This window comes from Arthrobacter jinronghuae, assembly GCF_025244825.1.
Lineage (GTDB): Bacteria > Actinomycetota > Actinomycetes > Actinomycetales > Micrococcaceae > Arthrobacter_B > Arthrobacter_B jinronghuae.
In genome coordinates, this window is the sequence record NZ_CP104263.1 from 1646558 (window position 1) to 1670672 (window position 24115).

The following is a 24115-nucleotide window of genomic DNA, read 5'->3' on the forward strand; positions in this document are numbered from 1 at the left end:
GTGCCACACGCAAGCTTCCCGAGGCACCGGAGGGCCGAGACGGAGGGCCGAGAGGGATGGCCTGAGGGCCATATTCGGATGGGGTCTGTTTGGTCCTGCTGCCAGGTCAAAATGCCCGGTTTTCTCAGCACGTAGTCGTCTCAAAAAGACGCGTATTTTAGGTTTTCGGAGGAGGCTGTTCGAGGCTGTTTTTGGCCCGGAAATGTCAGTGCGGAATGAAATCGTGAGGTATGGATCGGCTCGGGAACACCGAATGGACAACCGAAGAACCAGACAGTGAAGCCCAGCGGCCGGATGGGACCGCTGGTGAAACGGATGAGCCCCGTGCGGCCTGCACCCTGTCGGTGTACCGGGCTGAACTAGCGACCGAGCCTGCCGGGGCCGCTGAGCCTGCCGGGCCTGCTGACGCGAGTGCCGACACTTCCGCCGCCACCATTCCGAAGGACGGCGCCGAGGCCGCCGACCATCCCGTCGGGGAGACCGGTAGCTCCAATCCCGGTGTCCCTCCGAACGAAGATGCCGAGGACACTTCCGCTCCCGACGACGCGGAAACCGCATCTACAGAACCTGAAGGCGCTGGCCTCGCAGGCCCGGACGGCGTGGCTGCCGGCGGTTTCCCGGACGGTTTTACCGGGACACTGGCGCTGCAGAACCTTGAAGCCTTTGACGAGCAGATGGTCGGCGAAACCCTGTCCCGGATGGCGCATCTGATGTCCTGGGTGCAGGCACAGGAGGCGCGTCTGGTGAACCGGATGGAAGAGATCTTCAGGGAGGACTTCCACGCCGCTTCGGGGCGGCTCGAACCTGGGATGGCGTTCAGCCTGGCAGCGTCAGAATGTGCCGCCATCCTGAATCTCCCGCAGGTCACGGCCCAACGGATGATGTTCGAAGCAGGCAAACTGTGCAGCACCCACACCGCCACCCTGACCGCCTTGGAAGAAGGACAGCTGAGTTACCAGCACGCGCAGGTGGTGCTGGACCAGTGCCAAGACGTGCCAGCGGCGAAACTGCCTAAGTTTGAAGCTGACCTGTTGGCAGCAGCGGAGGGCCAAACCCGGTCCCAGTTCTCCGCCAAGGCCCGCCGGCTGCGCGAGAGGAGATTCCCGGAGAGCATCAGTAAACGGCACCTGACCGCGTTCGAGCAGCGCAAGGTCACCCTGGACCGCGAAGAGGACGGAATGTCCTGCCTCTCCGCCTATCTGCAGGCGGCAGAAGCCCAGCAGATCTACGCGACGCTCAGTACCGCCGCACGGGGCGAACAGGCAGCCGGGGATTCCCGGACCACGGACCAGTTGCGTGCGGATATTCTGGCTCAGTTGCTGATGGGCGGCCTCGGCTCAACCCGTGTCACGGATACCGGCGGGAGCGGCCGTAGCGGCGGGGCAGGCCATACGGGTGACGGTGCAGGCTGGACTGGCCGGAGTGGCGGTGCTCCCAGCGGTGCGCACGGAACCGGGGGAGGCGGGGCAGGACCGGACGAGGGAATCGTACCCCGGACGGAAATCATGGTCCTGATCAGCGCCGAAACCCTCTTCGGAGCCGACGACCAACCTGCGGAACTTCACGGTTACGGACCCATCAGCGCCGAAGCGGCACGCAGGCTGGCAAGGAACGCCGTCGGTTGGACCGGATTGGCCCAAGACCCGCAGACGGGCGAAATTCTGGGCGTGGGACGACGCCGAAAAGTCCCGGCCGGGCTCCGCCGCTGGCTCCGCGCACGGGACGGAACCTGCAGGTTCCCCGGCTGCCGGGTCAGCACCGCGAACGCGGACATCGACCACACCGTCGACTGGGCGAAAGGCGGACCCACCGACCACGGAAACCTGGAACACCTGTGCCGCCGTCACCACCGGTTCAAGACCCTCGGGTATTGGAAGGCAAACCAACCCGTGCCCGGGGTGATCGAGTGGACCTCGCCAACCGGACGCGTCTATCGAACCGAGCCCTTCTTGGAACTTGGCTTACCGGACACGGCACCGAATCCGGGTATGTACTTCACCCGAGAGGGACAGGGGGAGTCAGACCTGGAAGATTCGTTGCAGGAACAGGTGCCCCCGTTCTGACCCGGTCCCCTCAGAGATGCAGACGGGCATCCGTTACGGTCGCCGTGGGGCAGCGTTCATCCGGCGCCTCCGCGGCGCCGCCGGCGGTGCAGGGAATGTGCCGGCGCGAGTGCACCTGCAGCACCTAGTGCTCCTGGAGCGGGCGCCTCCGGCGGAAGGCGCAGCGCCAGCACGACGACGGTGGCACCGATTCCAACGAACACAGCCTCCAACGGCTGAAACTCAATGAACGCCATCTCCCAAGCCTCCAAACCGATGAGGGTCAACCCGGCCGCCAGAGAAACCCGCCGCGCAGCCCGGTGGCGTCGAAAGTGCAGCATCCCAGCGGCTAGGTAACCGCCGCCGCAACCCATGGCAAGGAGAAGGCCCGGAAGCCGCCAGTCCCGAAACGGCGTCCGTCGCAGCACGGACGGATCAGCGTGCAGGAAAGCGCCATCGGGGCGCAGGGCCAGAAGGATGCCGCCACCAAGGGCTGCCCCGGCCGTGCCGAACTCCAGTCCCATCAAAGCCCGTTCTTCAGACGAATAAGCTGAGGCGCCTACCCCGTCCCGCTGCCGCGTCATGCTCAGACTATGGACCGCAGACACAGCTGCAGTCCACTGGCAACAGTTCCAAATTCCCGGACGCGTTGGCGTATCGTTGCGAGGGCGGCAGAACGCCGCAGAACCGGCACGTATGGTGCCGGATGCAGGCATCAAACGGACGGAAAAGCGCGCAGTGGCACAACTCGAGCACCTGACAGAACGGACTCCCCAGGTATCGGTGGATGAACTGCTGCAGGGATTCTTCCCCTCGCCCCGGTTCGGCAGCGTGTCCTTCGATTCCTACCGCCCCGATCCCGAACAGCCCTCCCAGGCCAAAGCCGTGGGCGCGATGCGTTCCTTCGCGGCCGACGTCGACACCCCGGAGCCGAGCGGCCTGCGGAAGTTCTTTGGCGGCAAGAAGCCCGAAACCAAGGCCGGGTTCTACCTGGATGGCGGATTCGGCGTCGGCAAGACCCACCTGTTGGCCTCGCTCTGGCACGCCGTGGAAGGGCCCAAGGCCTTCGGCACGTTCGTGGAGTACACCAACCTCGTGGGTGCACTCACCTTCCGCAAGACCGTGGATGCGCTGAGCGCCTACAAGCTGGTCTGCATTGACGAATTCGAGCTCGACGATCCGGGCGACACGGTGCTGATGTCCCGCCTGATGCGCGAACTGGCCGACGCCGGCGTGAAGCTTGCGGCTACGTCCAACACCCTGCCGGGTTCCTTGGGTGAGGGCCGCTTTGCCGCCGTCGACTTCCAGCGCGAGATCCAGGTGCTGGCGGATCAGTTCGACGTCGTCCGCATCGACGGTGAGGACTACCGCCACCGCGGTCTGCCCGAGTCGCCGCAGCCGCTGCAGGACGGGGAACTGGAAGCCCGGATGGAAACCGAATTCTCCGGCCGGACCGTCGCTGTTGATGACTTCTCCGAACTCATCAACCACCTTTCCCAGGTCCACCCGAGCCGGTACCGGCAGCTGCTCGACGGAGTGGAAGCCGTTGCCTGGCACAACGTGCAGACCATCACCGAACAGTCCGTGGCGCTGCGCTTTGTGGTGCTCGCTGACCGGCTGTACGACAAAGACGTGCCGATCCTGGCCAGCGGGGTGCCGTTCGATCAGCTGTTCACCAAGGAAATGATGGCGGGCGGGTACATGAAGAAGTACTTCCGCGCCGTCTCCCGCCTGACTGCGCTGGCCCGCGAAGGCCAGACCGGAGAAGCGTCGTAGGACTGCTCCTTTAAACGGCGGAAGCGCCGGTGCCGCCTCTCGGCGGGACCGGCGCTTCTTTGTCGTGCTCTTGGGGCTGGTTAGGCCGGAGGCGTCTGCTCGGGACCGTTGCCGGTACCCGGCTCCAGGTTGCGGTTGGTCTTGTCAACTGCTTCCGAGGCCTTGCTCTGGAAGCCATCGATCTTGCTGGAGTACTTGCCGCCGGTCTTCTGGTCGACGAAGTTTCCCGCCTGATCGATGCCGCCCTTGATCTTGTCGGCATTCTGTCCGACAAGTCCGGTGGCCTTTTCCTTCAGCTCACCGGCCCTGCCCTTGAGCTCGTCAAATACAGACACGGATCACCTCCTTTCACAGGGGAAACCCGCTCGTTTCCCGTTCCCCACAATCGTAGGACTGCAAGGGGATGGAGGAAAGGGCTTTCTCTGCAGGCATACTCGCCTATTCCTCCGACTCGTCGCCGCGGACACCGTCACCCGAGTGCCGGTCAGCTCCTCCGTGGTGGTGATGGTACCCGCCGCAGTTGTCGTCCAGCTCGATCCGGATGATGCTGCCGGTCGCCGGGGCCGGCTCAGCCGGAGGCTCCGCAGCTGGCGGTGCCTCGGGGTCTGGGCCGGTCGGTAGTCCGGCAAGAGCATCCACTGACGCATACAGGGCATCACCCCGCAGTTCCAGGGCAGCAGGTTGGTTTGCTTCCAGGAACAGTTGGGGGGTATCCGAGCCGGACGGTACCACCGAGATCCGGTTAGCGAACAGCTCCGCCACGAAGATATCGCCGTTGTCGTTTACGGCCAGACCGGTGGCCCCGACGAAGCCGGTCGCCACGAGTTCCGGTTCGAGAGTGGCCGGGTCGATCCGGAAGACTGATCCCGTGGGGCCTCCTTCGGGGCTTCCGGGCAGCGAGGTCACGTACAGAGCGCCGTCGGGACCGCGTTCGACGTCGGTCGGTACCGGTTCCGCGTTGTAGGCCAGTCCCACTGCGCAATCCGGCCAGCCGATCCCGGCGGGTACGGTCACGGGGATGGGCGGTAGCACCGCGACCGTGGCGATGTCGCCGTCGTCGCTTACCTGGATGAGGGCGTTCATTCCTGCGTCCGCCACAATGGTCCCGCCGAACCGCCCGGGAAGGGAAGCCGCCGGGTTTGAGTCCGGCAGCCCGGTGTAGGGCGACGCGGGTATGCCTTCCGGCAACTGTGCCGCGCATTCGGCGGGAAGCGCCTCCTCGAAGCCGTAGGTGTTGATGCTGTCCGGGTTTTCTGCGAATTCGTAAGCAGAAATATCCGCAATCGTTTCGATGGTGCCGTCCCGGTCAACCGACTGCAGCAAGGTGATGTTGGCTACCGGGTCGTTGGTTCCGGCACCGGTAGCAACTGTGTAATAAGTAGCTCCACGGTCGCGGGAAACGGAACCGGGGGAATAGCCTTCGGGCGCCGTTGCGAGAACCTCGGGTTCCCCGCCGTCAGTGATGCGGGTCAGGAGCGTAGTGAATGATTGGGCTACGTCGAGGGTGCCGCCACGACCGACGGCGAAACTCAAGGGACCGAGCAGCCCCTCGGCAACGGTGGTCACTTCCCCGGCAACAGGTGCGGGTGAGGGTGATGGTGGGTGGTGCCGTCCGCCGGCGGTCGCAGGTGAGGCTGCGAGCCCCAGCGCTGCGGTTGCGGCAAGAACGGCGAGGGCAGGTGATGATTTCTTCACGGTGATCTCCTCAGCATTGGTGCGGTGCAATGCGAGACTCGCCTCTTGGCCTCCCGTGGATCCCGGCCACGCCCCCGGCCAAGGCATACAAAGCCTAGGGGCGGCTGGGTTCTGCGAACACGTAGTTTTGGCACATGCCCCGGCTCGGCGTTCAGAAAAACCAAGTAGTCGACGGGGTGTGTAAGCGAGTAATTTTTCGTGGCGCCGCCGTCGCTGCCCGGATGGACGCTGCCACCGTCTCGGTCGCCGCGGCAATCAAACCAGCGGGCGTGGCTGCGTAGATTGCCCGGGTCTTCGTGGTGGACTGGCGTCGATCCTGCACTACCGCCCCGACGCGATAAATGAGGACCCTCGATGCCTGCACGCACACCGACTGCAGTGACGCCGTCTCAACTGCCGGACCAGACGCGACAACCGATTCCGCGGGGACACGCACTTCGGGCTGCGGTCCTTGGATGGGTGTTCCTCGGCATCGGCCTTGGCACGGCCATAGGGGTCGCCGAAGCCCTCGGCCGGGCTTTTGGCTGGGGACGGCTGACCGAAGTCCTGCTGCAGGCAGTCCTGATGACCGCCGTCGTGGTGCCGGGCATTGTGCTGCTGCGTCGGCGGCTGGACCACCGCAGCCTGAAGGGACTCGGCCTCAGCAGGTCAGCCGCCCGGCCACTGGCTCTGGGTGTGGCTGTGGGTGCACTCACCGGCCTTCTCGTCTGGGTACCCGCCGGCCAGGCCGGATGGATACGGGTGGAAGAGCTCGACGTCGCAGCTTTCCTGGGTTTCCTGCTCCTGAACGGCGTGGTGCTGGCCCTTTATGAGGCGCTTCCGGAGGAACTTGCCCTGCGCGGGTATGTCTGGACGAACCTGCGGGACGGCTGGGGGCTGGCGGTTGCGACGCTGGTGACCACTGCGTTGTTCCCATTCGTAGGAGTGGTGGTGGGACCGGTGCGGTGGGCGATCACCACGGTGCTCGGAGGCGACGGAGGAGGCATCGAGGTGTTCCCGGCGGGCAACGACCCCGTTGTCTACATCGTGCAGCTGGTGCTGTTCGGGCTGGCACTGGTGGCGGCCCGGCGCATCCCCGTGCCCGGCGCGTTGTTGGTGGCGGTCGCGTTCCACTGGACGCAGCTGACCGTCACCCGCACCATTCTCGGGGGAACGGGATGGCTCGAATCAGGATGGACCATCACCTGGGTTGAACCGGATGCGATCGCCCTGGTCTTGGTGCACATCATCCTTGCCGGCGTTGTCTTCATAGCCGTACGCCGGCGGCTGCAGCGCCGGGCGGGCTGACGAGGCGCAAGCAGGCGCTATCAGCGGGCCCAGGAGCGCATCGTTTCGATCAGCGGCTCGGTAGGCCGCCCGATGAGTTTGGACAGCTCACCGGGTGCCGGGGCCAACGCACCGTCGCGCATGTTGGCATTGAGCGTACCCAGGAAGCCCGCGGTCACCTCATCAATTCCGAGGCCGATCAACTGCTTCTGTTCCTCCTCCGGAGTCAGGACCTCGTAGCGCACCGGGGTTTCAAGCACCTCCTGCGAGGCCGCAGCGAACTCCGTGTAAGTCCAGGCTCTATCGCCCGACAGTTCATAGGCCTTGCCTTCGTGGCCTGGCGTGCTGAGCACGACGGCGGCTGCCTCGGCATAGTCCCGGCGCGGCGCGCTGGCAATGCGCCCTGAACCCACACTGTTGGCGACGACGCCGGTCTGGCGCGCGGCGTCGAACTCCTGCCGGTGGTTTTCCGTATACCAGCCGTGGCGCAGGAAGGTCGTTGGAAGGCCGGATGCGGTGATGAGTTCCTCGGTTGCCCGATGCTCCGGAGCGAGGGCGAGCACCGTCGTCGGCGCATTAAGGACCGACGTGTAGACAAGGTGGCTGACGCCGGCGTCCCGCGCTGCCTCGATTGCGTTTGCGTGCTGAGCAACGCGGCGTCCCGGTTCACTCATGGAAATGAGTAGAACCTTTTCGACGCCGTCCAGCACACCCGCTGTGGTGGCGGCGTCGTTGAGGTCAACCCGTGCCGTACGCAGGCCGCGGCCGGCGAGCTCAGCCAGCCGGTCCTGGTTCCGGCCCAAGGCTAGGACATCGCCCGGCGCGACACCGCGTCCGATCAGGGAGTCAATGACGAGGCCGCCGAGTTGTCCGGTCGCGCCGAAGATGGCAATGGTCACGGAAGGTTCCTTTCAGGTGGGCCCGCGGGAGTGGTGAAAGACTATGCCCGGACCGGCTGGGTCACCAGCGAGTCAGGTGCGGTAACGGGACACGTCGGACGCGGCAGGACGGGTCAGAGCCAGGGGTAGCCATCCGGGTCTTTCAGGGCTTTCACGTCGACCTCCGCCGCGTCGTGTTTCCGTACCTTCCCCATGAAGGGAAAATCCGCCGGTACGACAGCGACTTTCGCGAGAGGCCGCACAGGAGACGGTGATGCCCAATGGGGCTCCTCGATGACATGCCGCCCGAGACGTTCACGCGGCTGGCGGGAAAATCCCTTCCGGGGCAGAACATATACGGTTCCGTTCCGCCACAGGGGAGCCATCGCATTTCCCGGGGAGACCGAGAAGAAATAGTGCATTCCACTGGTGGCTCCGTTGTGCCGGACAAACTGGAGCGCGCTGTTGAGGAACCTCAGGCCCGGCTGGGGGCGGCTGACCACCGCATAGAAAATCGGCCAGATCCCGTCACCGGCGGCATAAACGGCCTTCTGTTTACTGAAGTCATCGGGGGAGTAGTCAACGGGTGTCCGCGGTTCAAACACTTCAATTCCCGGGCCCGGTGACCCGTGAAGCAGGTACCCGAAGGAATGGACCAGCCGGTCCAGGAAAACCCAGACAGGGAGCCCCGGCGGCGGCTGGACCCATCCGCCATCGGCGGTGTGAACGGATGCCGCCGCTGCCTCAAGATCGGATTCGGCAACGCGATCTCCCAGCGGTGGCCGCGGCAGCCAGTACGGTTCGATGTCCTCCATGGCGTCACCCTAGACCGAACCGATGTGCGCAGCGGTCAGCAGGAGCCCGGAAGGACCACTGCGCCCTGTTCGCGAGCTGGACCGAGGCGCAGAATAAGGGCATGCCTCCGCAAGTCATTCCGATGCTGCCGTGCGCGGACATTGACGAGATAGCCGCCTTCTTTTCCGCGATGGCGTTCCAGGTCCGGTACCGGCAGATTAAGCCGAACCCCTACCTGGCACTGGAAGGATACGGTTTTCCGTTGCACTACTACGTGCTGGAGGGGCACCGCGCCGAAGAATCACACAGCACCTGCGGGATCCTGGTGCCGGACACGGGAGCGCTCTTTGACTCGTTTGCAGCAGGTCTGCAGGCTGCCTACGGCAAGCTGCCGATTTCGGGCTATCCCCGCGTCACCCGCCCGCGGAGGCGCACGAATGCGGATGGGAGGACCGGATTCAGCCTGATCGATCCGGCGGGAAACTGGATTCGAATCATGAACGAGGGCCCGGTTCCGCAGGCTGAGACAGAGTCCTCGCCCCTTGGCCGCAGCCTGGACAACGCCGTAGTCCTCGCTGACAGCAAGGGCGATACGGCCCAGGCCGCCAAGATCCTCTCGGGTGCCATCCGTCGCGCCGATGCCGCGGACCCCGGCATGCCCGCTGCCCGTGAGTTCCTGGCCGAGCTGGAAGAACGGATGCGATAGGCGGCTGCACCTCGGGGCGGCAGGGAAATGGGGTAGCGTTCCCTAATCAGGACCGCCCGTGGAAACGATGAGGGGGAAAGCCATGGCGCCGCAGGCACCGGCAAGCAGTGTCAGGTTCGTGGAACGTTCGCCCGGATGGCTTCGGTGGGGAGGCGGTGCCTTTCTTGCGGCCGTCGGGGCCGCGTTGGCGGGTGGGGCAGCTGTCGAGTCGGTCTGGCATCTGTATGTAGCCGCCGCAGCGTTCCTGCTCGCTGCCGGCTGGTGGTGTTTCGTTGCGCGGATTACGGTCTCGGTGGACCAGCAGGCCGTCACCCTGAGAGGTCCCCTGTGGAAGCGCACCATTCAGCGCCAAAACGTGCAGGACATCATGGTGGCCAAAGACAACGGGCAGAACACCGGACTCGTGAACTGGCCGGTGACGCGGCACGGACGCGGCTCCCTGACGAGACTGAATATGGGCGGCGCCGGTGCTGTCACGTTCTCCGACGCCGGTGGCCACCGCTACCAGGTGGTGCTGGCTGATCTCGCGTCCGCTGAACAGATGGCACTGGCCATCGGAAACTGATCCGTGCGGCACGCGTATCCGTATGCCACAATCTTCGACATGCCGCTCACCTCTGTATCAACCGCCGACGGTTCGCTTCTGATTTCCTGGGCGTTTTCCGCCCCGGCACAAGCCGTGTGGGCGGGGTTCACTGACGCCGCCCTTTTGTCCCAGTGGCTGGGCCGTTCCCTTGAATGCGAGGCTCGGACCGGCGGAACAATCGTCGTCGACCATAGCGGAGGCTACTTGTCGCGCAGCGTCATTACTGACATGGACGAGCCTCGCCGGTTGGCCACGAGCTGGGAGTTCCCCGAGGAACCCGAGTCGCGGATCAGCATCCGGCTGGGTGACACGGAGGCGGGGGCGGTGATGGACTTCGTGCACTACGGTCTGGGGACCCTCGTCGATTCCTACGGCCCCGGCTGGATTACCCACCTCGTGTATTTGGAAGCCGCCGTCGCCGGCGCCGCCATTCCTGCCGCACAGTTCTGGCCGCTGCATTCCACTTTTGAGACGTTGTATACCGCAAGCGTGGCAGCGGACGCGGTCACGGGCTGACGGTTTCCTTCTGCAGGATGATTTCCGTCTCCACGGGCGTGAAACCCAGCGCGGAGTTGATGGAACGCATCCAGACATTTCGGTCATCGCTGCTGGTCCGGACCCTATGCACATTGCCGGATTCGACAGCCCGGTGCAGGGACGCCAACTTCACGGCTGCTCCGAGGCCGTGGCCGCGGTGGCCGGAGACGACGAGCGTTCCTTCAATCTGTGCCGGCCGTTCAGCATCGGCTGCCGCTACCAAGCAGGTCCAGGCCGCAACCTTTCCGGCAGCGTCCACGGCTATGGACTCGAACACCGTGGAACCCTGAGCGACCCACAGGGCCAGCTCATCGGCATATTCATCGGGCGATACCGGTATCTCACCCCAGCCGAGCTCGCCGTTGGGCGCCTCGGCATCGACCAGGCCCTTGATCTGGCCTACCTGTTCGCGGAACCGCTCCGGGACGCCGTTGACGTGCGTTGAGATTTCGTAGCCGGGCGCCGTCGTCGGACTCGCTAGCTGCATATCCCGGAGATCAAGTTCCACGACGGTTTCAGTGGTTGCCTGGGAATAGCCCAAAGGAGAGGCGAAGGCCCGCGTGAGCGCGTCAATCTCGCTTGTGCTGGACCGGTAAGCGCTTGCCACGAACCTCGCCGTCGACGCCGGACTGGCGTCTTCCGCCGCACGGGCCAATGCCGAACCAATCCCTGCATTTTGGTGGGCGGGGTCGACCCAAACGAATATCCATGTGGTGTCCGGAGTGTCGGTTGAATTCATACCGGCCGCGAAACCAATTAGCGTGGTCCCGTTCCAAACTCCGAGGAGATGGTTCCGCCATCCGTTAGGCGTGCGCCAGCCGAGAATGCGTGATTCCCTGCTGAGAGGAATCCAGCCGGGCCTTACGCTTTGGTTTGCCACGCATTCAACGCGGTAGGCCTCGGACATAGCGCGGTCATCATTGATGTCCAGCGGGCGGATTTCCATAGGCCACACTCTAAGCAGTTAAAACAATTCCGGCACGGAGCTCAAAGAGCGCCGCGCCGGAATAAGTGTCCGGCACAAGGCCGGAAAACGCTGGTTACGCGTTGTTGTTGCTGTTGTGTCCGCGGTGGCCGGACTTGGCCAAGCCGCGGGCAACCATCAGACCGACCGTGAGGAAGGTGATGTATTCCATCGCCTGTGCGGCGTTGAACGCGTCAAGGCCGTTTTCGCTGGCGTTGTCGCCAACAACAGCTGCCGTGATGATCGTGGCAATAACGGCCAGGACGTAAACGGCGAATTCGAGGGTCCGCGTGGACACCTTGATGTCATTGGCGTTGCGAACGGTGGTGTTCGTGTGCTCGTTGTGAGTCTGCGTATTAGCCATGTGGTTCTCCTCAAGTAGTGGTGTGAGCGGCCTATCGGCCATGCAACTTTGATCCCGCTACTGAAACCAGGTCGACATTTTCTCTACTGGAAAGACATTATCTGTAGGCCGACTAATAAGCAAACTTAGCTTTGACCACCGAGCAGATCAGGCCGGTATGAACTGCGGGTTAAACAAAAGAAGGAACAGGTAAAAACCTGTTCCTTCTAAGCCGGCCAAAACCGGGGGAGAGCGGACGACGGGATTCGAACCCGCGACATCCACCTTGGCAAGGTGGTGCTCTAGCCAGCTGAGCTACGTCCGCAAATGCAAACAGTCGAAACTGTCCGTGCGCGATACTGGGATCGAACCAGTGACCTCTTCCGTGTCAGGGAAGCGCGCTACCGCTGCGCCAATCGCGCCCTAAACTGCTCGGCCCGTTCAGGATTACTCCTGGAAAACCATAAGCAGAAGGGAGAGCGGACGACGGGATTCGAACCCGCGACATCCACCTTGGCAAGGTGGTGCTCTAGCCAGCTGAGCTACGTCCGCAAGAAAAGCACTGAAACAGTACTGTTCGTGCGCGATACTGGGATCGAACCAGTGACCTCTTCCGTGTCAGGGAAGCGCGCTACCGCTGCGCCAATCGCGCCCATAAATGGGTTCTTTACAATCCACTGTGGAGGTGGGGACGGGATTCGAACCCGCGTATACGGCTTTGCAGGCCGCTGCCTCGCCTCTCGGCCACCCCACCGTAACCGCCGCATAAAGCTTTGGAGAACCGAACCCGGCAAAACCGGGAGCGGCTTGTACAGTGACTTGCGAGCGGACGACGGGATTCGAACCCGCGACATCCACCTTGGCAAGGTGGTGCTCTAGCCAGCTGAGCTACGTCCGCATGTTGATCAGGTGGGGAGCTATCGCCCCCGGATTGCTTGCGCTTTCCGCGGCGAACCCCCGCTTTCCAACGAAGAAAAACTCTATAGGACGTTTGCGGGTTCGTCCAATCGGCCCCGGGAACGGCCCTGGTTTGGACTCGGGCGGGATCTGGGCTAGCATCTTTAGACGTTGGAGTGCTTCCGGGCGCATCAACGCGAGTGCACAAATTGAAGGGCGATTGGCGCAGTGGTAGCGCGCTTCGTTCACACCGAAGAGGTCACTGGTTCGAACCCAGTATCGCCCACCCTTCACTGGCCGTCACTTTCCTTCGGGAAGGTGGCGGCTTTTTGCGTCTATCTGGCGCCGGCTCCTTTTGGGGCGTAGTTATGTCCTGCATCCACACTGCGGACCCAATGACTACGGAGCCAATCGTGACCCTTCCGGAAACCGGCCCGTTGCACGCACCCTTGGACGGGCTGCTTGCCACTTCCGCCGTGCGCCTGCCCTATCAGCACAACGTGCTGCTTCGCTCGTTCGTCCTCGAGCGGCCCGGCGGCAACATGATTGTTTACAACTCGCCGGGGATCAACAGCTCCGCGGAGGCCATCATGGACCGGGGTGGAGCTGCTCGGCTGCTGATCAACCACGCCCATGAAGCGATGTACGGAGCGCCGGAGTTCGATATTCCGGTATACGTCCATGAGGGGGACCGGGCCGAGGTGGCCGGGTCCCTTCCGGTGTCGGCCGTGTTTGACCGGCGTCAGATGATTGGCGAAGACCTTGAGGTAATTCCGACGCCGGGACACACTGCGGGCACAACAAACTACCTATGGAACAACGGGGAGAGGCGCTTCCTGTTCACCGGGGACTTCATCTGGATTGAGCACGGTGAGTGGAAAGCGGTGGTTCTGGACGAGCACCTTCGAGGCGATTACCTCGCCAGCCTCGCGCAGGTCCGTGATCTGGACTTTGACGTTCTCGTGCCGTGGGGCACTACGGACGACGGCCCTCCTTTCGGGCTGGTCGGAGGCAAGGATGAAATTCGAAGCCGCGTCGATGCCGTGATGGACCGGGTCCGCGCAGGCGGACGCCGCTAGGCACAGACCGTGCGGGGAGCCGAAAGCAGACTGTCACCGCCGGGTGGCAGACTGGAAACATGACTGAACCAGCACTGGCACACGCAACCGAATACGGACGCATGTATTCGCGGTCGCTCTCCGAGCCGCCCACGGTCCCGTCCATCACCACGGTGATTTCCCAGGGATCTACGTCCCTGGACGGCTGGCACAGCTATATGGCCGCCTCCGCCGTCGTCAAGGATCCCAAACTCACCGCAGCCCTCGGCAGCCCGTCGCAGCTGCGCTCCGTGGTGAAGGAGGCGTCCTCGGCTTCGGAACGCTACCGCGACGCCGCCGCGCAGCGGGGTACACGCGTCCATTTCTACTGTGAGCAGGTTGCGCTCCGCGCTCTGGACCGCCCGCATGAACTCGAACGTGCCCGCGAGGAGCTTGCGGCCCGCGGCGAGCACCAGTTCGCGGACCGGTTCGACGAATGGTGGAAGCTCTACGACGTCCAGCCCATCGCGCCGGAAATCACCGTGTGGAACGCCGAGCTGGGCTACGCCGGCACCCTGGACCTGGTCGCTCGGATCGGCGGCCGGCTGTGCCTGATCGATTACAAGACCAAGAACACCGACCGCGACGGGCAGGTGAAACAGCTGGATGACAAGGTCGTGATGCAGCTCGTCGCCGGGATGAAGGCACAGGAGTCGCTGGTCGACGCCGGTGCCGGCACCTGGGAGCCGTGGGCCTACGGACAGGACCCGCTGCTGCTGGGCGTCGCTGTTGGCCAGACGGAGGTGCGTCCCATGCGGGCCAATCCTGAGGTGTTGCCCCAGCACTGGTTCAAGTTCTGCGCATTGCGCCGGGTCTGGCAGACCAGTATTGATGCCGTTGCCGCCGGCCGTGCCCTGCTGCCCGTGCCGCCGCCCCCGGTCGGCGCGCACGAAGCCCCTGCTGCCCAGGCATCAGCCCCGGAGGCTGTACCTGCAGAGACTGCGGATCCACAGACTTCAGTGGCAGCGGGCGCTCCACAGGCCTGAGCGTCCCGGCGGGCGGCGGAGCCAACTAGACTGGATTCCGATCCCCTGCAGCAAGAGTAAGGAACAAACCCCCGATGGCCATCCTGACTATCCGCACGCTCGGCGACCCGGTCCTGCGGACCCGCGCCGAAGACGTGACCGACTTCGGCCCCGAACTGGCGAAGCTGGTAGCGGACATGGAGGAAACCATGGAGGACGTCGAAGGTGCCGGGCTGGCAGCACCCCAGGTCGGCGTCAGCCTGCGGGTCTTCACCTACCGTGTGGACGGCCAGGCCGGGCATGTGGTCAATCCCGTCCTTGAACTGAGCGACGACCTCCAGCCGGACCATCTGGAGGGCTGCCTGTCCATCCCCGGGCTTGGCTACCAGACACCGCGCTTCCGCTGGGCCCGCGTCTCCGGCCAGGACCTGCACGGCAACCCGATCAGCATCGAGGGCGAAGGGATGCTGGCCCGCTGCTTCCAGCACGAAACGGACCACCTGAACGGCGCTCTCTATATCGACCGGCTCGAAGGCGAGCAGCGCAAGGAAGCACTCCGGGCCATCCGGCAGCGCGAGTACGACGCGATCGCGGACCGTACCGCAGCGCAGCGTGCCCAAAGCGTGGGCTCCAGCTTCGGTACCTTCGGCCAGGCGGCCAAGGGTACGTTCGGCACCCAGGCCGGAGCCTAGGTGACCGCGGCACTTCGCGTCCTGTTTGCCGGCACACCCTCCGTGGCCGTGCCGTCCCTGGATGCCTTGGTTGACGCCGGATTCGACGTCGTCGGCGTCCTTACCCGCCCCGATGCTCCGCTGGGCCGCAAGAAGGTCCTGACGCCCTCCCCGGTCGCCGCCCGCGCCGAGGAACTGGGCCTGCCCGTAATCCGCGCGTCGAAGGTGGACGACGAAGCCATCGCGGCGATTGCCGTCCTGGAGCCCGACGTCGCCGCGATCGTTGCGTACGGCGCACTCGTTCCGGCCCGCGCCCTCACCGTGCCCAAGCATGGCTGGATCAACCTGCACTTCTCGCTGCTGCCCGCCTGGCGCGGCGCGGCCCCCGTGCAGCACGCCGTCATTGCCGGTGACGACATCACGGGCGCGTCCACCTTCCTGCTCGAGACCGGGCTGGACACCGGCCCGGTCTACGGCACGCTCACGGAAACGGTGCGGCCCGAGGACACCAGCGGTGACCTGCTCGAACGCCTCTCGCACTCCGGTGCCGTCTTGTTGGCCCAGACACTCAGTGCGGTCGACGCCGGCGCTGCCGTACCGGTGCCGCAGCAGGGTGACATCACCCTGGCACCCAAGCTCAGCATCGACGATGCCCGTGTGGACTGGCAGCAGCCGGCCCTGGCTATCCGCCGCCGCATCAACGGCGTCACTCCCGAACCCGGCGCGTGGACCACCTGGGACGGCGCCCGGTTCAAGATCGGCGCGGCCAGACTGCGCTCCGACGTCACCGACCTGCGCCCCGGCCAGGTCCGCTTCACCGGCGGCGGGGACGCCGCCGCCGTCGTGGGGACCGGCTCGCACGGACTCGAACTGCTGCGTGTCCAGCCCGCAGGCAAGAAAATGATGCCGGGGGCCGACTGGGCCCGCGGCCTCGCCAACCGTGAGGACGTGGTCTTCGAATGACCCCCCAGCCCGACCAGCCCAACAAACACCGCAACGACAAGGGCCACGAACGCCGCCGCGCCGCCGTGAAGACCCGCACCGCCGCCGCCCCCGGCCAGCGCACCCGCGCAGCCGATCCGGCCCGGCTGGTCGCCTTTGAAGTGCTGCGCGCCGTCTCCGGCGAGGACGCCTACGCCAACCTCGTGCTGCCGAAAAGCATCCGTAAGCACCGGCTGGACAAGCGCGACGCCGGCTTCGCCACGGAACTGGCCTACGGCGCCCTGCGCGGCCAGGGCACCTATGACGCCATCCTCGCCAAGTGCGTGGACCGCCCGCTGGAACGCCTGGACCCCGCTGTCCTGGACGCCCTGCGCATCGGCACCCATCAGCTGCTGGCCATGCGCGTTCCGGCGCATGCCGCCCTCGACCAGACTGTGGGCCTGGCCCGTGCCGTCATCGGCGCCGGCCCGTCGGCACTGATCAACGCGGTGCTGCGCAAGGTGTCCGCCCGCAGCCTGGACGAGTGGGTGGAGATCCTTACCGAAGGCGAAACCGACGCCGTTAAGCGCTCCGCCATTGAGCACTCGCACCCGGAGTGGATTGTCCGGGCCCTGCGCCAGTCATTGGTGGCCCATGGACGCAGCGTCGACGAGATCACCGACCTGCTGCGTGCCGACAACGACGCTCCCGTGGTGAATCTGGTCGCCCTGCCCGGCCTCGGCGACCTCGATGAGGCCCGCGCCGCCGGAGCAACCGACGGCGAGCTCGTGAAGGACTCCGCACTGTTCTCCGCCGGCGACGTCGGCCGGCTGGACTCGGTCCGCGCCGGCACCACCCGGGTGCAGGACGCCGGCTCCCAGCTGGTCGCCCGTGCCCTGGCCGAACTGGACCTCGGCGGCGCGTCCGTCGATGAAGACGGCGTCGAAAAGTGGCTGGACATGTGCGCCGGCCCCGGTGGCAAGGCGGCGCTGCTCGCCGCCCTCGCGCACGAATCCGGTGCCGTGCTGCTGGCCAACGAGCCCGCCCCGCACCGCGCGCAGCTGGTCCGCCAGGCCCTTGATGCCGTGCCCGGGGAAACCTGGAACGTACGGACCGGAGACGGCCGCACCATCGCCGAAGACTACCCGGAGACCTTCGACCGGATCCTCGTCGACGCGCCCTGCACCGGCCTGGGCGCGCTGCGCCGCCGCCCGGAGTCCCGCTGGCGTCGCAAGCCCACCGACGTCGGCGAACTCGGTATCCTGCAGCGCGAGCTGCTCACCACCGCCGTGGACGCGGTAAAACCCGGGGGCGTGGTGGCCTACGTAACGTGTTCCCCGCACCCTGCGGAAACCACCGCCGTCGTCGCCGACGTGATGCGCAAGCGCAACGACCTGGAACTGCTCGACGCCGGCGCCGCGCTGGACGCCGTCAGCCTGCCCGGTGCGCTGGAAGCCGGCCACGAGTCCACTGCCCAGCTGTGGCCGCACATCCACGCCACCGACGCCATGTTCCTGGCGCTGATCCGCCGCAAAATCTAGGAGAACCTTCGTGAGCAAGTGCTGCATTAACCCGAGCATCCTCTCGGCCGACTTCGTGAACCTCGAAGCCGAGCTCCAGCGGATCAGTGCGGCGGACGCCGTGCACGTGGACGTGATGGACAACCACTTCGTCCCGAACCTGACCATCGGGCTGCCCGTGGTGGAACGGATCCAGCAGGTGTCCGCACTGCCGCTGGACGCGCACCTGATGATCGCCGACGTCGACCGCTGGGCGCCGCTGTACGCCGAGGCCGGCCTCGCGTCCGTGACCTTCCATGTAGAAGCGTCGACAGCGCCGATCAAGCTCGCCCGCGACCTGCGGGAGCGCGGTGCGAAGGCAGGCATGGCCCTCCGCCCGGCGACTCCGGTGGAGCCGTACCTGGACATGCTGTCCGAGCTGGACATGCTGCTGATCATGACGGTGGAGCCGGGCTTCGGTGGACAGAAGTTCCTCGACGTGACGCTGCCCAAGATCCGGCGGGCCGCCGAGGCCGTCCGCGGCTCCGGGCTGCCGCTGGCTATCCAGGTAGACGGTGGAATCTCGCCGGAGACTATCGAACGGGCAGCCGAGGCCGGCGCGAATGTGTTCGTGGCCGGCTCGGCCGTGTACGGCGCTGGTGATCCCAATGACGCTATCCGCAAATTGCGCGCATCTGCCGAAGCGGCTGTGCAAGAATAGCTAGCAACAAACGTGCTCCGGGGTCGGTGTAATTCCGAACCGGCGGTTATAGTCCGCGACCCGCACTGCTGATCCGAGAACCTCGGGGAGGCGGTTCGGTTGAATCGGTGAAATTCCGATACCGACAGTTAAAGTCTGGATGGGAGAAGCACGTGCAGTTTGTTGTTCCGCCGGCTTTGCTGACCCTTCGAGGTCCCCTTTTGCAGGGGTGACCCCTCGGACCGGTCGCACCCCGGCGACGCATCGTACTGTCGTACCCCCGGAGCACCCGCTTAGGGATAAGGACGACATGGATTTTCTGCGATGGCTCTTTGAGGCACAGATTCCGGTGGGCTCAAGCTCACTGCTGGTGCGCGAACTGGTGGGCAACATCTTCGGGTTGCTCAGCGCCTTCGGCGGTATGCGCCGTAAAGTGTGGGCCTGGCCGGTCGGCATCCTGGGCAACTTGCTCCTGCTGACCGTCTTCCTCGGCTCCATGTTCGGCGGGGCCGATACGGCCACCCTGCTGGGCCAGGCGGGCCGGCAGATCATGTTCATTGCGGTGTCCATCTACGGCTGGCGGCGCTGGCAGCAGAGCAAGTCCCACGGCGAGAGTGCCGTGACCCCGCAGTGGGCCTCCACCCGGGAACGAATCGGGTTGGTGACGATCATGCTGTTGGGCACCGTTGCCCTGACACCGGTCTTCGCCCGACTCGGTTCCTACGAACCGGTGTGGGCCGACGCCTGGACCTTCGTCGGTTCGCTGCTGGCCACTTACGGCATGGCCAAGGGGTGGGTCGAGTTCTGGCTCATCTGGGTGGCCGTGGACATAGTGGGCGTCCCGCTGCTCTTCAGCGCCGGTTACTACGCCACAGCCTTTATGTACCTCTTCTACGGCGGCTTCACCCTTGCCGGCTTCTTCGTCTGGTGGAAGGCCAAGCGCGACGAGAAGCCGCAGGTGGAAGTGATGATGCCTGATCCGCGGACGCGGTAAAGAACCCGTGGCCGGCAGCTAAACCCGGGTCCGGCGTCCAGGATGGAAGCCGGACCGGCAACGAGGAGGCGCACCATGGAAGCAACCAGCACCAGCGTCAGCAGCTTCATCGACGGTGTGGCATCGCCCGTTCGCCGCCGCGACGCCCAGACCCTGGTCGCGCTGATGACGCGGATCACGGGCGAGCAGCCAGCCATGTGGGGGCCGTCGATTGTCGGCTTCGGCAGCTACCACTACAAATACGCCAGCGGCCGGGAAGGCAACGCCGGGGCGGCGGCATTTTCTCCGCGCAAGGGCGCCACCACGGTATATCTTCCTGACGGAGTGGACACGTACACCGAGCAACTGTCCCGTCTCGGCAACCACACGACGGGTGCGGGCTGCCTCTACATCAAGGATCTGGCTAAGGTGGACCTGGATGTCCTCGGAGGGATCATTGCCGAGTCCTACCGGCGCGTTACCGCGGAAACCCCGGGCAGCGGAGTCGACCCAAAGGATGACTCATGAGTGAGCAGAACGCTGAGTAAGAGGTGGGCGCTGCCTGCCGGGTATAAGAGAAGCCGGAACGGGGGAACATCATGGGCGCGATGGATGACCTGCTGGGGCCGAACGAGGTCAAGACCCTGCACGATGCGCTGGTCGGCGCGGAGCCCGGTATCGATTGGGACGAACTGCTGGACACCCGGACCCGGTTGGAACCGTTGTCGCTGCGCGGCCGCACCGACGCCGTCGCGCACGCCCTCGTTAACGCGCTGGGCACCTATCCGGCCGCCGCGGTTGCGTTCCGCGCCGCGCTGGACGATCCGACCTTCACCGGTTGGGCTCTGTGGCCGGTCACCGAGGCTGCCGTAACCTTGGCACTGGCCGACGGCGGCACCCCGGCCTTCGACGACGCTGTGGCGCTGCTCGCGGAACTGACCCCGGGGCTGACCAGCGAGTTCGCCATCCGGCGGCTGCTGAAAGCCGATCACGAGCGCGCTTTGGCGATCATCCGCACCTGGACCGACCACCCCGACGAACACGTACGCCGGCTGGCCAGCGAGGGAACCCGGCCCTACCTGCCGTGGGCCGTCCGGGTGCCGTTGCTGCTCGCTACGTCAGGGGCCACGCTGCCGCTGCTGGATGCGATGCACAACGACGAGTCCGAATACGTGCGCCGGTCCGTCGCCAACCACGCCAACGACCTCGCGCGGCACGCACCCGAGCTCGTGCTTGAGGCAGCCGCGCGCTGGCAGCAGACCGGCACGCCCGGCAGCGCCTGGGTGGTTCGGCGGAGCCTTCGCACGCTGGTGAAGAAGGGAAATCCCGGTGCGCTCGAGCTGATGGGTTTCACTCCGGCCGAGGTGAGCGTAACCGAGCTCCGGGCGGAAGCGTCCATCCTGCAGCTGCCGGGCGAGCTGGGCTTCGGCTTTGTCCTGACCAATACCGGAGACGCTCCGGCCCGGCTGTCGGTTGATTACGCGGTCCATTACGTCAAGGCGAACGGGTCCACGGCGGAAAAGGTCTTCAAGCTGACCACGGTGTCCCTGGAGCCGGGGGAGTCCCGGCAGTTGAACGGCCGGCATGGCTTCCGGCAGATGACCACCCGGCGGCACTATGCGGGCACGCATGCCCTGGAGGTGCAGGTCAACGGGGTCCGGCACGGCCGGCTGGAGTTTGATCTGCTCCTGTAGGGTCCCCTCGGTCCAGGGCTTGCTAGCCTGTGCCCATGAAAACAGTCACGGTCCGGCAGCCCGGGCCGTCCGCCGCCGACGTCGGCCTGGCGGGACGGCGGGCAACGTGCCTCCTCCTTGCCCGCCTCGGAATGGTGGCGGCAGCAACGGTGGCGGCGTGGCTCATCATGCGCGCCGTTGACGGTACGGCCACGTTCCCGTCCTCACCGATGCTGGCGTCCCTCAGCCTGATTCCGGTGAACATCGCTTCGCTGCTGCTCGTTTCGCGCCTGCTGCGAAGCGAGGGGTCCAACCTGCGGTCCCTCTTTGCGCCGGGTCGCTCGGTGCTTCGGGACGCCGGGTGGGGCCTGCTGTGGATCGCCGTCCTCTATATACCGTTTGTCCTCGCCGTTATGGCCACGATGTGGGTGCTGCACGGATCCGGCATGTTCGATGCGTTCGCCACCGTGTTCTACGACCCCGACGCCGCCACGATCTCCTCACCGGCCTGGTCACTGATCCTCGGCATCCTTGCTGTGGTGACGTTCGCTCCGCTGAATGCGCCTGCCGAGGAAGCCGTCTACCGCGGCTACGCGCAGTCCCGGCTCTCGGCCTCGTGGTCTCCGTGGCCGGCGATGCTCGTCTGTTCCCTGGCCTTCGGCGCGCAGCATGCTTTCTTCGCTCCGACTACTGACGCGATGGTTGTGTACGTGGTTGCCTTCACCGTGTGGGGACTCGGGTCGGCGCTCATCGTCCGGGCTCAGGGGCGCCTGTTGCCGATCACCATCGCGCATCTGCTCGTGAACCTCATGACGAGTTCCCCGGCAGTCGTGTTCCCCGTCCTGGTGCTCACCGGCGTCGTGCAGTACTGACAGGGAGACCGGACCGGCAATGAAGCAGACCCGCCCAACCATCGTGCTGGATGAGGCGCGCCGCGTCTCGGTTCAGCGGCGTACCCTCGCCGTGGTTGTCCTCAGCCAGATCCTCGGCGGGGCGGGGCTGGCAGCAGGTGTCACGGTGGGGGCACTTCTGGCTCAGGACATGCTTGGGTCGGAGGGCCTCGCCGGCCTGCCCGCCGGATTGATCACCCTGGGTTCCGCGCTGGCTGCTTACCTGGTGGGAAGAGTCACCCAGCGGGCCGGACGGCGCATTGGACTCGGAGCCGGGTTCGTCGCCGGCGGTCTCGGTGCCCTGGGCGTGGTCCTAGCCGCGGTGGTGGACAGCCCTCTTCTGCTGTTTGCGGCCCTGTTCCTTTATGGGGCGGGAACGGCCACCAATTTGCAGGCTCGATATGCCGGAACGGACCTGGCGCTGCCGGACCGCAGGGGACAGGCCATCAGCATTGCGATGGTCGCGACGACGTTCGGGGCGGTTGCCGGACCCAACCTGGTTACGCCCATGGGCCGCTTCGCCGACGGTCTCGGTATCCCTGCCCTGGCCGGCCCGTTCCTTCTTGCCGGAACAGCGTTCCTGGCCGCCGGCGTCGTACTGCTGGTGCTTTTGCGCCCGGATCCGTTCTTTCTGGCACGCGGGTTGGAGAACCGGACGGCGGATACCGTGCCGAGCGACGTCGGTGCGCCGGCAGCCCGTCCGGGGGCCGGAGTCTACGTGGGTGCCGCCGTGATGGTGCTGACCCAGATTGCGATGGTGGCGATCATGACCATGACGCCGGTGCATATGAGGTCCCATCACCATGACCTTGCCGCGGTCGGAATGGTTATCGGGGTGCACATCGGCGCGATGTATCTGCCGTCGCTTGTCACGGGGATATTGGTGGACAAACTCGGACGTACTCCAATGGCTATCGCCTCCGGGGTGACCCTGCTCTTGGCCGGAGTCACCGCAGCCTTCGCTCCGGGGGAATCCCTGGGGCTACTGATCCTGGCCCTCGCCCTGCTCGGCATTGGCTGGAACTTCGGGCTTATTGCCGGCACGGCACTGGTGGTTGATAACACGTCCCCGGAGATCCGCCCACGTGTGCAAGGCAAGATCGATGTGCTCGTTGCCTTGGCCGGGGCCGGAGGGGGAACCCTGTCCGGCGTGGTGATGGCCGGCACCAGCTACGCCACACTCGCCCTCTCGGGCGGCATCCTGGCCTTGCTGCTGATCCCGGTGCTGTTCTGGGCCCGGCGTAGCAAGGCCGTGGAAGGGTACTAGTCGTCGGTTCCGACGGCGTCGCTGCGCCGCTCCAGGAAGAGGGTGTCCCGCCATTGACCAGCGAGCGGTCCGTGGCTCATTTTCGCCACACGTTGGCGCCTGCCAACCACGCGGAAGCCCTCTGCCTGGTGCAGGGCGAGGCTGGCCGTGTTCTCCGGAAAGATACTGCACTGAAGCGTCCAGATTCCCGAGGTTTCAGCGGACGCCACCAGTGCGCTCAGCAGAAGCCGTCCGATGCCGCGTCCTCGGGCTGCGGGGGCGGTGTAAACAGAATGTTCGACGACGCCCCGGTAGGCATCCCGGGTGGAAACGGGGGAGGCCGCCGCCCATCCCAGGAGGCCGTTTCCTGCGTCGGCAACAAGCCTGAGTCCGGGTAGATGGGCGGAATCGAAGGCTTCCCAGTCGGGCACCTTGCTCTCGAAGGTGGCGTGGCCGGTGGCAATCCCCGCCGCGTAGATCCTGCGCACCGAGGGCCAGTCCGAAGCCAGCAGGGAACGGACGAGGATCGCCCCGCCCGGCTCAGCAGCAGGTGGGCTGCTCACCGGGGAGACAGGACCGCAGCCGCGCGTTCCAGTGCACCCGGAACGATGGAGTAGTAGGCCCAGACGCCGCGCTTTTCGCGGTGCAGGATGCCGGCGTCGACCAGGATCTTCAAATGGTGGGACACCGTCGGCTGGCCCAGTCCGATCGGCTCGGTGAGGTCACATACGCAGGCTTCCTTGTTCTCCTGGGCGGCAATCAGGGAGACCAGACGCAGCCGGGTCGGCTCGGCCACGGCCTTCAGCAGCTGGGCGAAGCGTTGGGCGTCTTCGACGCTCAGCGCTTCAGAAGTCAGCGGGGTGCAGCAGGCCTCGACGGCGGGAGCGGGAACTGTCAGTGCAGTGGTCACCTGCCCATTATGCACAGATTGACAGGTATCGATATATCCCGGGATACTCAACATCGAAGGATATCGATGTTCTTCAATGTAGTTT

General features: G+C 65.4%; 26 protein-coding genes, 7 tRNA genes and 1 riboswitch. Of the genes, 18 read left to right on the forward strand and 15 right to left on the reverse strand.

Annotation, left to right across the window (positions count from 1 at the left end; genetic code table 11):
* The first annotated feature begins 230 nt into the window (after window positions 1-230).
* Window positions 231-2063 (forward strand): HNH endonuclease, encoded by a 1833-nt coding sequence (locus N2K98_RS07600; protein WP_255865397.1) that lies wholly within the window; start codon window positions 231-233, stop codon window positions 2061-2063.
* Between the two features lie 56 nt (window positions 2064-2119).
* Here N2K98_RS07600 and N2K98_RS07605 read toward each other — a convergent pair whose 3' ends face one another.
* Window positions 2120-2626 carry a hypothetical protein gene (locus N2K98_RS07605; protein ID WP_255865398.1) on the reverse strand — a complete coding sequence of 169 codons (507 nt, stop codon included), beginning with the start codon at window positions 2624-2626 and terminating at the stop codon, window positions 2120-2122.
* 154 nt (window positions 2627-2780) lie between these two features.
* Between N2K98_RS07605 and zapE the strand changes: the two genes are divergently transcribed.
* Entirely contained in the window at window positions 2781-3818 is a 1038-nt protein-coding gene (zapE, locus tag N2K98_RS07610) for a cell division protein ZapE (protein ID WP_255797959.1), read from the forward strand.
* An 80-nt stretch (window positions 3819-3898) separates the two neighbouring features.
* On the opposite strand, the gene N2K98_RS07615 is transcribed toward zapE, so the two are convergent.
* Both N2K98_RS07615 and N2K98_RS07620 read right to left on the reverse strand, forming a co-directional pair.
* Complete coding sequence (locus tag N2K98_RS07615; RefSeq protein ID WP_255865399.1) at window positions 3899-4153, reverse strand: antitoxin; 255 nt, start codon at window positions 4151-4153, stop codon at window positions 3899-3901.
* Between the two features lie 103 nt (window positions 4154-4256).
* The gene (locus N2K98_RS07620; RefSeq protein WP_255865400.1) at window positions 4257-5513 is read right to left on the reverse strand and encodes a ScyD/ScyE family protein; all 1257 of its coding nucleotides are present in this window, start codon (window positions 5511-5513) and stop codon (window positions 4257-4259) included.
* A gap of 354 nt (window positions 5514-5867) precedes the next feature.
* On the opposite strand from N2K98_RS07620, the gene N2K98_RS07625 reads away from it, so the two are divergent.
* Entirely contained in the window at window positions 5868-6800 is a 933-nt protein-coding gene (locus N2K98_RS07625; RefSeq protein ID WP_255865401.1) for a CPBP family intramembrane metalloprotease, read from the forward strand.
* 20 nt (window positions 6801-6820) lie between these two features.
* Here the strand turns inward: N2K98_RS07625 and N2K98_RS07630 are convergent, their stop codons facing one another.
* The gene (locus tag N2K98_RS07630) at window positions 6821-7678 is read right to left on the reverse strand and encodes an SDR family oxidoreductase (RefSeq protein ID WP_255865402.1); all 858 of its coding nucleotides are present in this window, start codon (window positions 7676-7678) and stop codon (window positions 6821-6823) included.
* Between the two features lie 113 nt (window positions 7679-7791).
* A complete protein-coding gene (locus N2K98_RS07635) occupies window positions 7792-8472 on the reverse strand; it encodes a hypothetical protein (RefSeq protein WP_255865403.1) in 681 nt (226 codons plus the stop codon).
* A gap of 101 nt (window positions 8473-8573) precedes the next feature.
* Between N2K98_RS07635 and N2K98_RS07640 the strand changes: the two genes are divergently transcribed.
* The 3 genes from N2K98_RS07640 (at window position 8574) to N2K98_RS07650 (ending at window position 10260) form a co-directional block, all read left to right on the forward strand.
* Window positions 8574-9158 (forward strand): VOC family protein, encoded by a 585-nt coding sequence (locus tag N2K98_RS07640; RefSeq protein ID WP_255865404.1) that lies wholly within the window; start codon window positions 8574-8576, stop codon window positions 9156-9158.
* A gap of 118 nt (window positions 9159-9276) precedes the next feature.
* A complete protein-coding gene (locus N2K98_RS07645) occupies window positions 9277-9723 on the forward strand; it encodes a hypothetical protein (protein ID WP_230024347.1) in 447 nt (148 codons plus the stop codon).
* Between the two features lie 39 nt (window positions 9724-9762).
* Window positions 9763-10260: an SRPBCC domain-containing protein gene (locus N2K98_RS07650; RefSeq protein WP_255865405.1), complete on the forward strand. Its 498-nt coding sequence runs from the start codon at window positions 9763-9765 to the stop codon at window positions 10258-10260.
* Here N2K98_RS07650 and N2K98_RS07655 read toward each other — a convergent pair.
* The 8 genes from N2K98_RS07655 to N2K98_RS07690 form a co-directional block, all read right to left on the reverse strand.
* Window positions 10250-11227 (reverse strand): GNAT family N-acetyltransferase, encoded by a 978-nt coding sequence (locus N2K98_RS07655; protein ID WP_308219822.1) that lies wholly within the window; start codon window positions 11225-11227, stop codon window positions 10250-10252. The two genes, N2K98_RS07650 and N2K98_RS07655, sit on opposite strands and share 11 nt — an antisense overlap.
* A gap of 94 nt (window positions 11228-11321) precedes the next feature.
* Window positions 11322-11609, reverse strand: a complete 288-nt coding sequence (locus tag N2K98_RS07660; protein WP_255797950.1) for a hypothetical protein — start codon at window positions 11607-11609, stop codon at window positions 11322-11324.
* Between the two features lie 230 nt (window positions 11610-11839).
* A tRNA-Gly gene (locus N2K98_RS07665) sits at window positions 11840-11913 on the reverse strand.
* A gap of 25 nt (window positions 11914-11938) precedes the next feature.
* Window positions 11939-12010: transfer RNA gene (locus N2K98_RS07670), tRNA-Val, on the reverse strand.
* 56 nt (window positions 12011-12066) lie between these two features.
* Window positions 12067-12140, reverse strand: a tRNA-Gly gene (locus N2K98_RS07675).
* 28 nt (window positions 12141-12168) lie between these two features.
* Window positions 12169-12240, reverse strand: a tRNA-Val gene (locus N2K98_RS07680).
* 28 nt (window positions 12241-12268) lie between these two features.
* A tRNA-Cys gene (locus N2K98_RS07685) sits at window positions 12269-12342 on the reverse strand.
* 70 nt (window positions 12343-12412) lie between these two features.
* A tRNA-Gly gene (locus N2K98_RS07690) sits at window positions 12413-12486 on the reverse strand.
* A 213-nt stretch (window positions 12487-12699) separates the two neighbouring features.
* On the opposite strand from N2K98_RS07690, the gene N2K98_RS07695 reads away from it, so the two are divergent.
* The 12 genes from N2K98_RS07695 to N2K98_RS07750 all read left to right on the forward strand — a co-directional run bounded on the left by N2K98_RS07695 (window position 12700) and on the right by N2K98_RS07750 (window position 23141).
* Window positions 12700-12771: transfer RNA gene (locus tag N2K98_RS07695), tRNA-Val, on the forward strand.
* A gap of 109 nt (window positions 12772-12880) precedes the next feature.
* Window positions 12881-13564, forward strand: a complete 684-nt coding sequence (locus N2K98_RS07700) for an MBL fold metallo-hydrolase (RefSeq protein WP_255865406.1) — start codon at window positions 12881-12883, stop codon at window positions 13562-13564.
* 59 nt (window positions 13565-13623) lie between these two features.
* Window positions 13624-14568 carry a PD-(D/E)XK nuclease family protein gene (locus N2K98_RS07705; RefSeq protein ID WP_255797948.1) on the forward strand — a complete coding sequence of 315 codons (945 nt, stop codon included), beginning with the start codon at window positions 13624-13626 and terminating at the stop codon, window positions 14566-14568.
* A gap of 74 nt (window positions 14569-14642) precedes the next feature.
* Window positions 14643-15239, forward strand: a complete 597-nt coding sequence (def, locus tag N2K98_RS07710; protein ID WP_229952133.1) for a peptide deformylase — start codon at window positions 14643-14645, stop codon at window positions 15237-15239.
* Window positions 15240-16181 carry a methionyl-tRNA formyltransferase gene (gene fmt, locus N2K98_RS07715; RefSeq protein WP_255865407.1) on the forward strand — a complete coding sequence of 314 codons (942 nt, stop codon included), beginning with the start codon at window positions 15240-15242 and terminating at the stop codon, window positions 16179-16181.
* Window positions 16178-17680 (forward strand): RsmB/NOP family class I SAM-dependent RNA methyltransferase, encoded by a 1503-nt coding sequence (locus N2K98_RS07720; protein WP_255797946.1) that lies wholly within the window; start codon window positions 16178-16180, stop codon window positions 17678-17680. The genes fmt and N2K98_RS07720 overlap by 4 nt, the downstream gene beginning before the upstream one ends.
* Window positions 17681-17690: 10 nt before the next feature.
* A complete protein-coding gene (gene rpe / locus N2K98_RS07725) occupies window positions 17691-18359 on the forward strand; it encodes a ribulose-phosphate 3-epimerase (RefSeq protein WP_229952130.1) in 669 nt (222 codons plus the stop codon).
* 9 nt (window positions 18360-18368) lie between these two features.
* A riboswitch (FMN riboswitch) is annotated at window positions 18369-18514 on the forward strand.
* A gap of 134 nt (window positions 18515-18648) precedes the next feature.
* Window positions 18649-19332 carry a nicotinamide riboside transporter PnuC gene (gene pnuC, locus N2K98_RS07730; RefSeq protein ID WP_255865408.1) on the forward strand — a complete coding sequence of 228 codons (684 nt, stop codon included), beginning with the start codon at window positions 18649-18651 and terminating at the stop codon, window positions 19330-19332.
* 75 nt (window positions 19333-19407) lie between these two features.
* Window positions 19408-19839: a DUF1801 domain-containing protein gene (locus N2K98_RS07735; protein WP_255865409.1), complete on the forward strand. Its 432-nt coding sequence runs from the start codon at window positions 19408-19410 to the stop codon at window positions 19837-19839.
* Window positions 19840-19910: 71 nt separating this feature from the next.
* Window positions 19911-21005: a DNA alkylation repair protein gene (locus tag N2K98_RS07740; protein ID WP_255865410.1), complete on the forward strand. Its 1095-nt coding sequence runs from the start codon at window positions 19911-19913 to the stop codon at window positions 21003-21005.
* Between the two features lie 35 nt (window positions 21006-21040).
* Entirely contained in the window at window positions 21041-21856 is an 816-nt protein-coding gene (locus N2K98_RS07745) for a CPBP family intramembrane glutamic endopeptidase (protein WP_255865411.1), read from the forward strand.
* Window positions 21857-21875: 19 nt separating this feature from the next.
* The gene (locus N2K98_RS07750; RefSeq protein WP_255865412.1) at window positions 21876-23141 is read left to right on the forward strand and encodes an MFS transporter; all 1266 of its coding nucleotides are present in this window, start codon (window positions 21876-21878) and stop codon (window positions 23139-23141) included.
* Here N2K98_RS07750 and N2K98_RS07755 read toward each other — a convergent pair.
* A complete protein-coding gene (locus N2K98_RS07755; protein ID WP_255865413.1) occupies window positions 23138-23683 on the reverse strand; it encodes a GNAT family N-acetyltransferase in 546 nt (181 codons plus the stop codon). The genes N2K98_RS07750 and N2K98_RS07755 overlap by 4 nt on opposite strands.
* Window positions 23680-24030 (reverse strand): ArsR/SmtB family transcription factor, encoded by a 351-nt coding sequence (locus N2K98_RS07760; protein WP_255792453.1) that lies wholly within the window; start codon window positions 24028-24030, stop codon window positions 23680-23682. The genes N2K98_RS07755 and N2K98_RS07760 overlap by 4 nt, the downstream gene beginning before the upstream one ends.
* Window positions 24031-24115 lie beyond the last annotated feature (85 nt).

What these genes read in the sequence shown, in the direction of transcription:
- N2K98_RS07600 (WP_255865397.1), top strand. Translation starts at nt 231, where the DNA reads ATGGATCGGCTCGGGAACACCGAATGGACAACCGAAGAACCAGACAGT.
- N2K98_RS07605 (WP_255865398.1), bottom strand. Translation starts at nt 2,626, where the DNA reads ATGACGCGGCAGCGGGACGGGGTAGGCGCCTCAGCTTATTCGTCTGAA.
- N2K98_RS07625 (WP_255865401.1), top strand. Translation starts at nt 5,868, where the DNA reads ATGCCTGCACGCACACCGACTGCAGTGACGCCGTCTCAACTGCCGGAC.
- N2K98_RS07635 (WP_255865403.1), bottom strand. Translation starts at nt 8,472, where the DNA reads ATGGAGGACATCGAACCGTACTGGCTGCCGCGGCCACCGCTGGGAGAT.
- N2K98_RS07640 (WP_255865404.1), top strand. Translation starts at nt 8,574, where the DNA reads ATGCCTCCGCAAGTCATTCCGATGCTGCCGTGCGCGGACATTGACGAG.
- N2K98_RS07650 (WP_255865405.1), top strand. Translation starts at nt 9,763, where the DNA reads ATGCCGCTCACCTCTGTATCAACCGCCGACGGTTCGCTTCTGATTTCC.
- N2K98_RS07655 (WP_308219822.1), bottom strand. Translation starts at nt 11,227, where the DNA reads ATGGAAATCCGCCCGCTGGACATCAATGATGACCGCGCTATGTCCGAG.
- N2K98_RS07660 (WP_255797950.1), bottom strand. Translation starts at nt 11,609, where the DNA reads ATGGCTAATACGCAGACTCACAACGAGCACACGAACACCACCGTTCGC.
- N2K98_RS07700 (WP_255865406.1), top strand. Translation starts at nt 12,881, where the DNA reads ATGACTACGGAGCCAATCGTGACCCTTCCGGAAACCGGCCCGTTGCAC.
- N2K98_RS07705 (WP_255797948.1), top strand. Translation starts at nt 13,624, where the DNA reads ATGACTGAACCAGCACTGGCACACGCAACCGAATACGGACGCATGTAT.
- def (WP_229952133.1), top strand. Translation starts at nt 14,643, where the DNA reads ATGGCCATCCTGACTATCCGCACGCTCGGCGACCCGGTCCTGCGGACC.
- N2K98_RS07720 (WP_255797946.1), top strand. Translation starts at nt 16,178, where the DNA reads ATGACCCCCCAGCCCGACCAGCCCAACAAACACCGCAACGACAAGGGC.
- pnuC (WP_255865408.1), top strand. Translation starts at nt 18,649, where the DNA reads ATGGATTTTCTGCGATGGCTCTTTGAGGCACAGATTCCGGTGGGCTCA.
- N2K98_RS07735 (WP_255865409.1), top strand. Translation starts at nt 19,408, where the DNA reads ATGGAAGCAACCAGCACCAGCGTCAGCAGCTTCATCGACGGTGTGGCA.
- N2K98_RS07740 (WP_255865410.1), top strand. Translation starts at nt 19,911, where the DNA reads ATGGGCGCGATGGATGACCTGCTGGGGCCGAACGAGGTCAAGACCCTG.
- N2K98_RS07745 (WP_255865411.1), top strand. Translation starts at nt 21,041, where the DNA reads ATGAAAACAGTCACGGTCCGGCAGCCCGGGCCGTCCGCCGCCGACGTC.
- N2K98_RS07750 (WP_255865412.1), top strand. Translation starts at nt 21,876, where the DNA reads ATGAAGCAGACCCGCCCAACCATCGTGCTGGATGAGGCGCGCCGCGTC.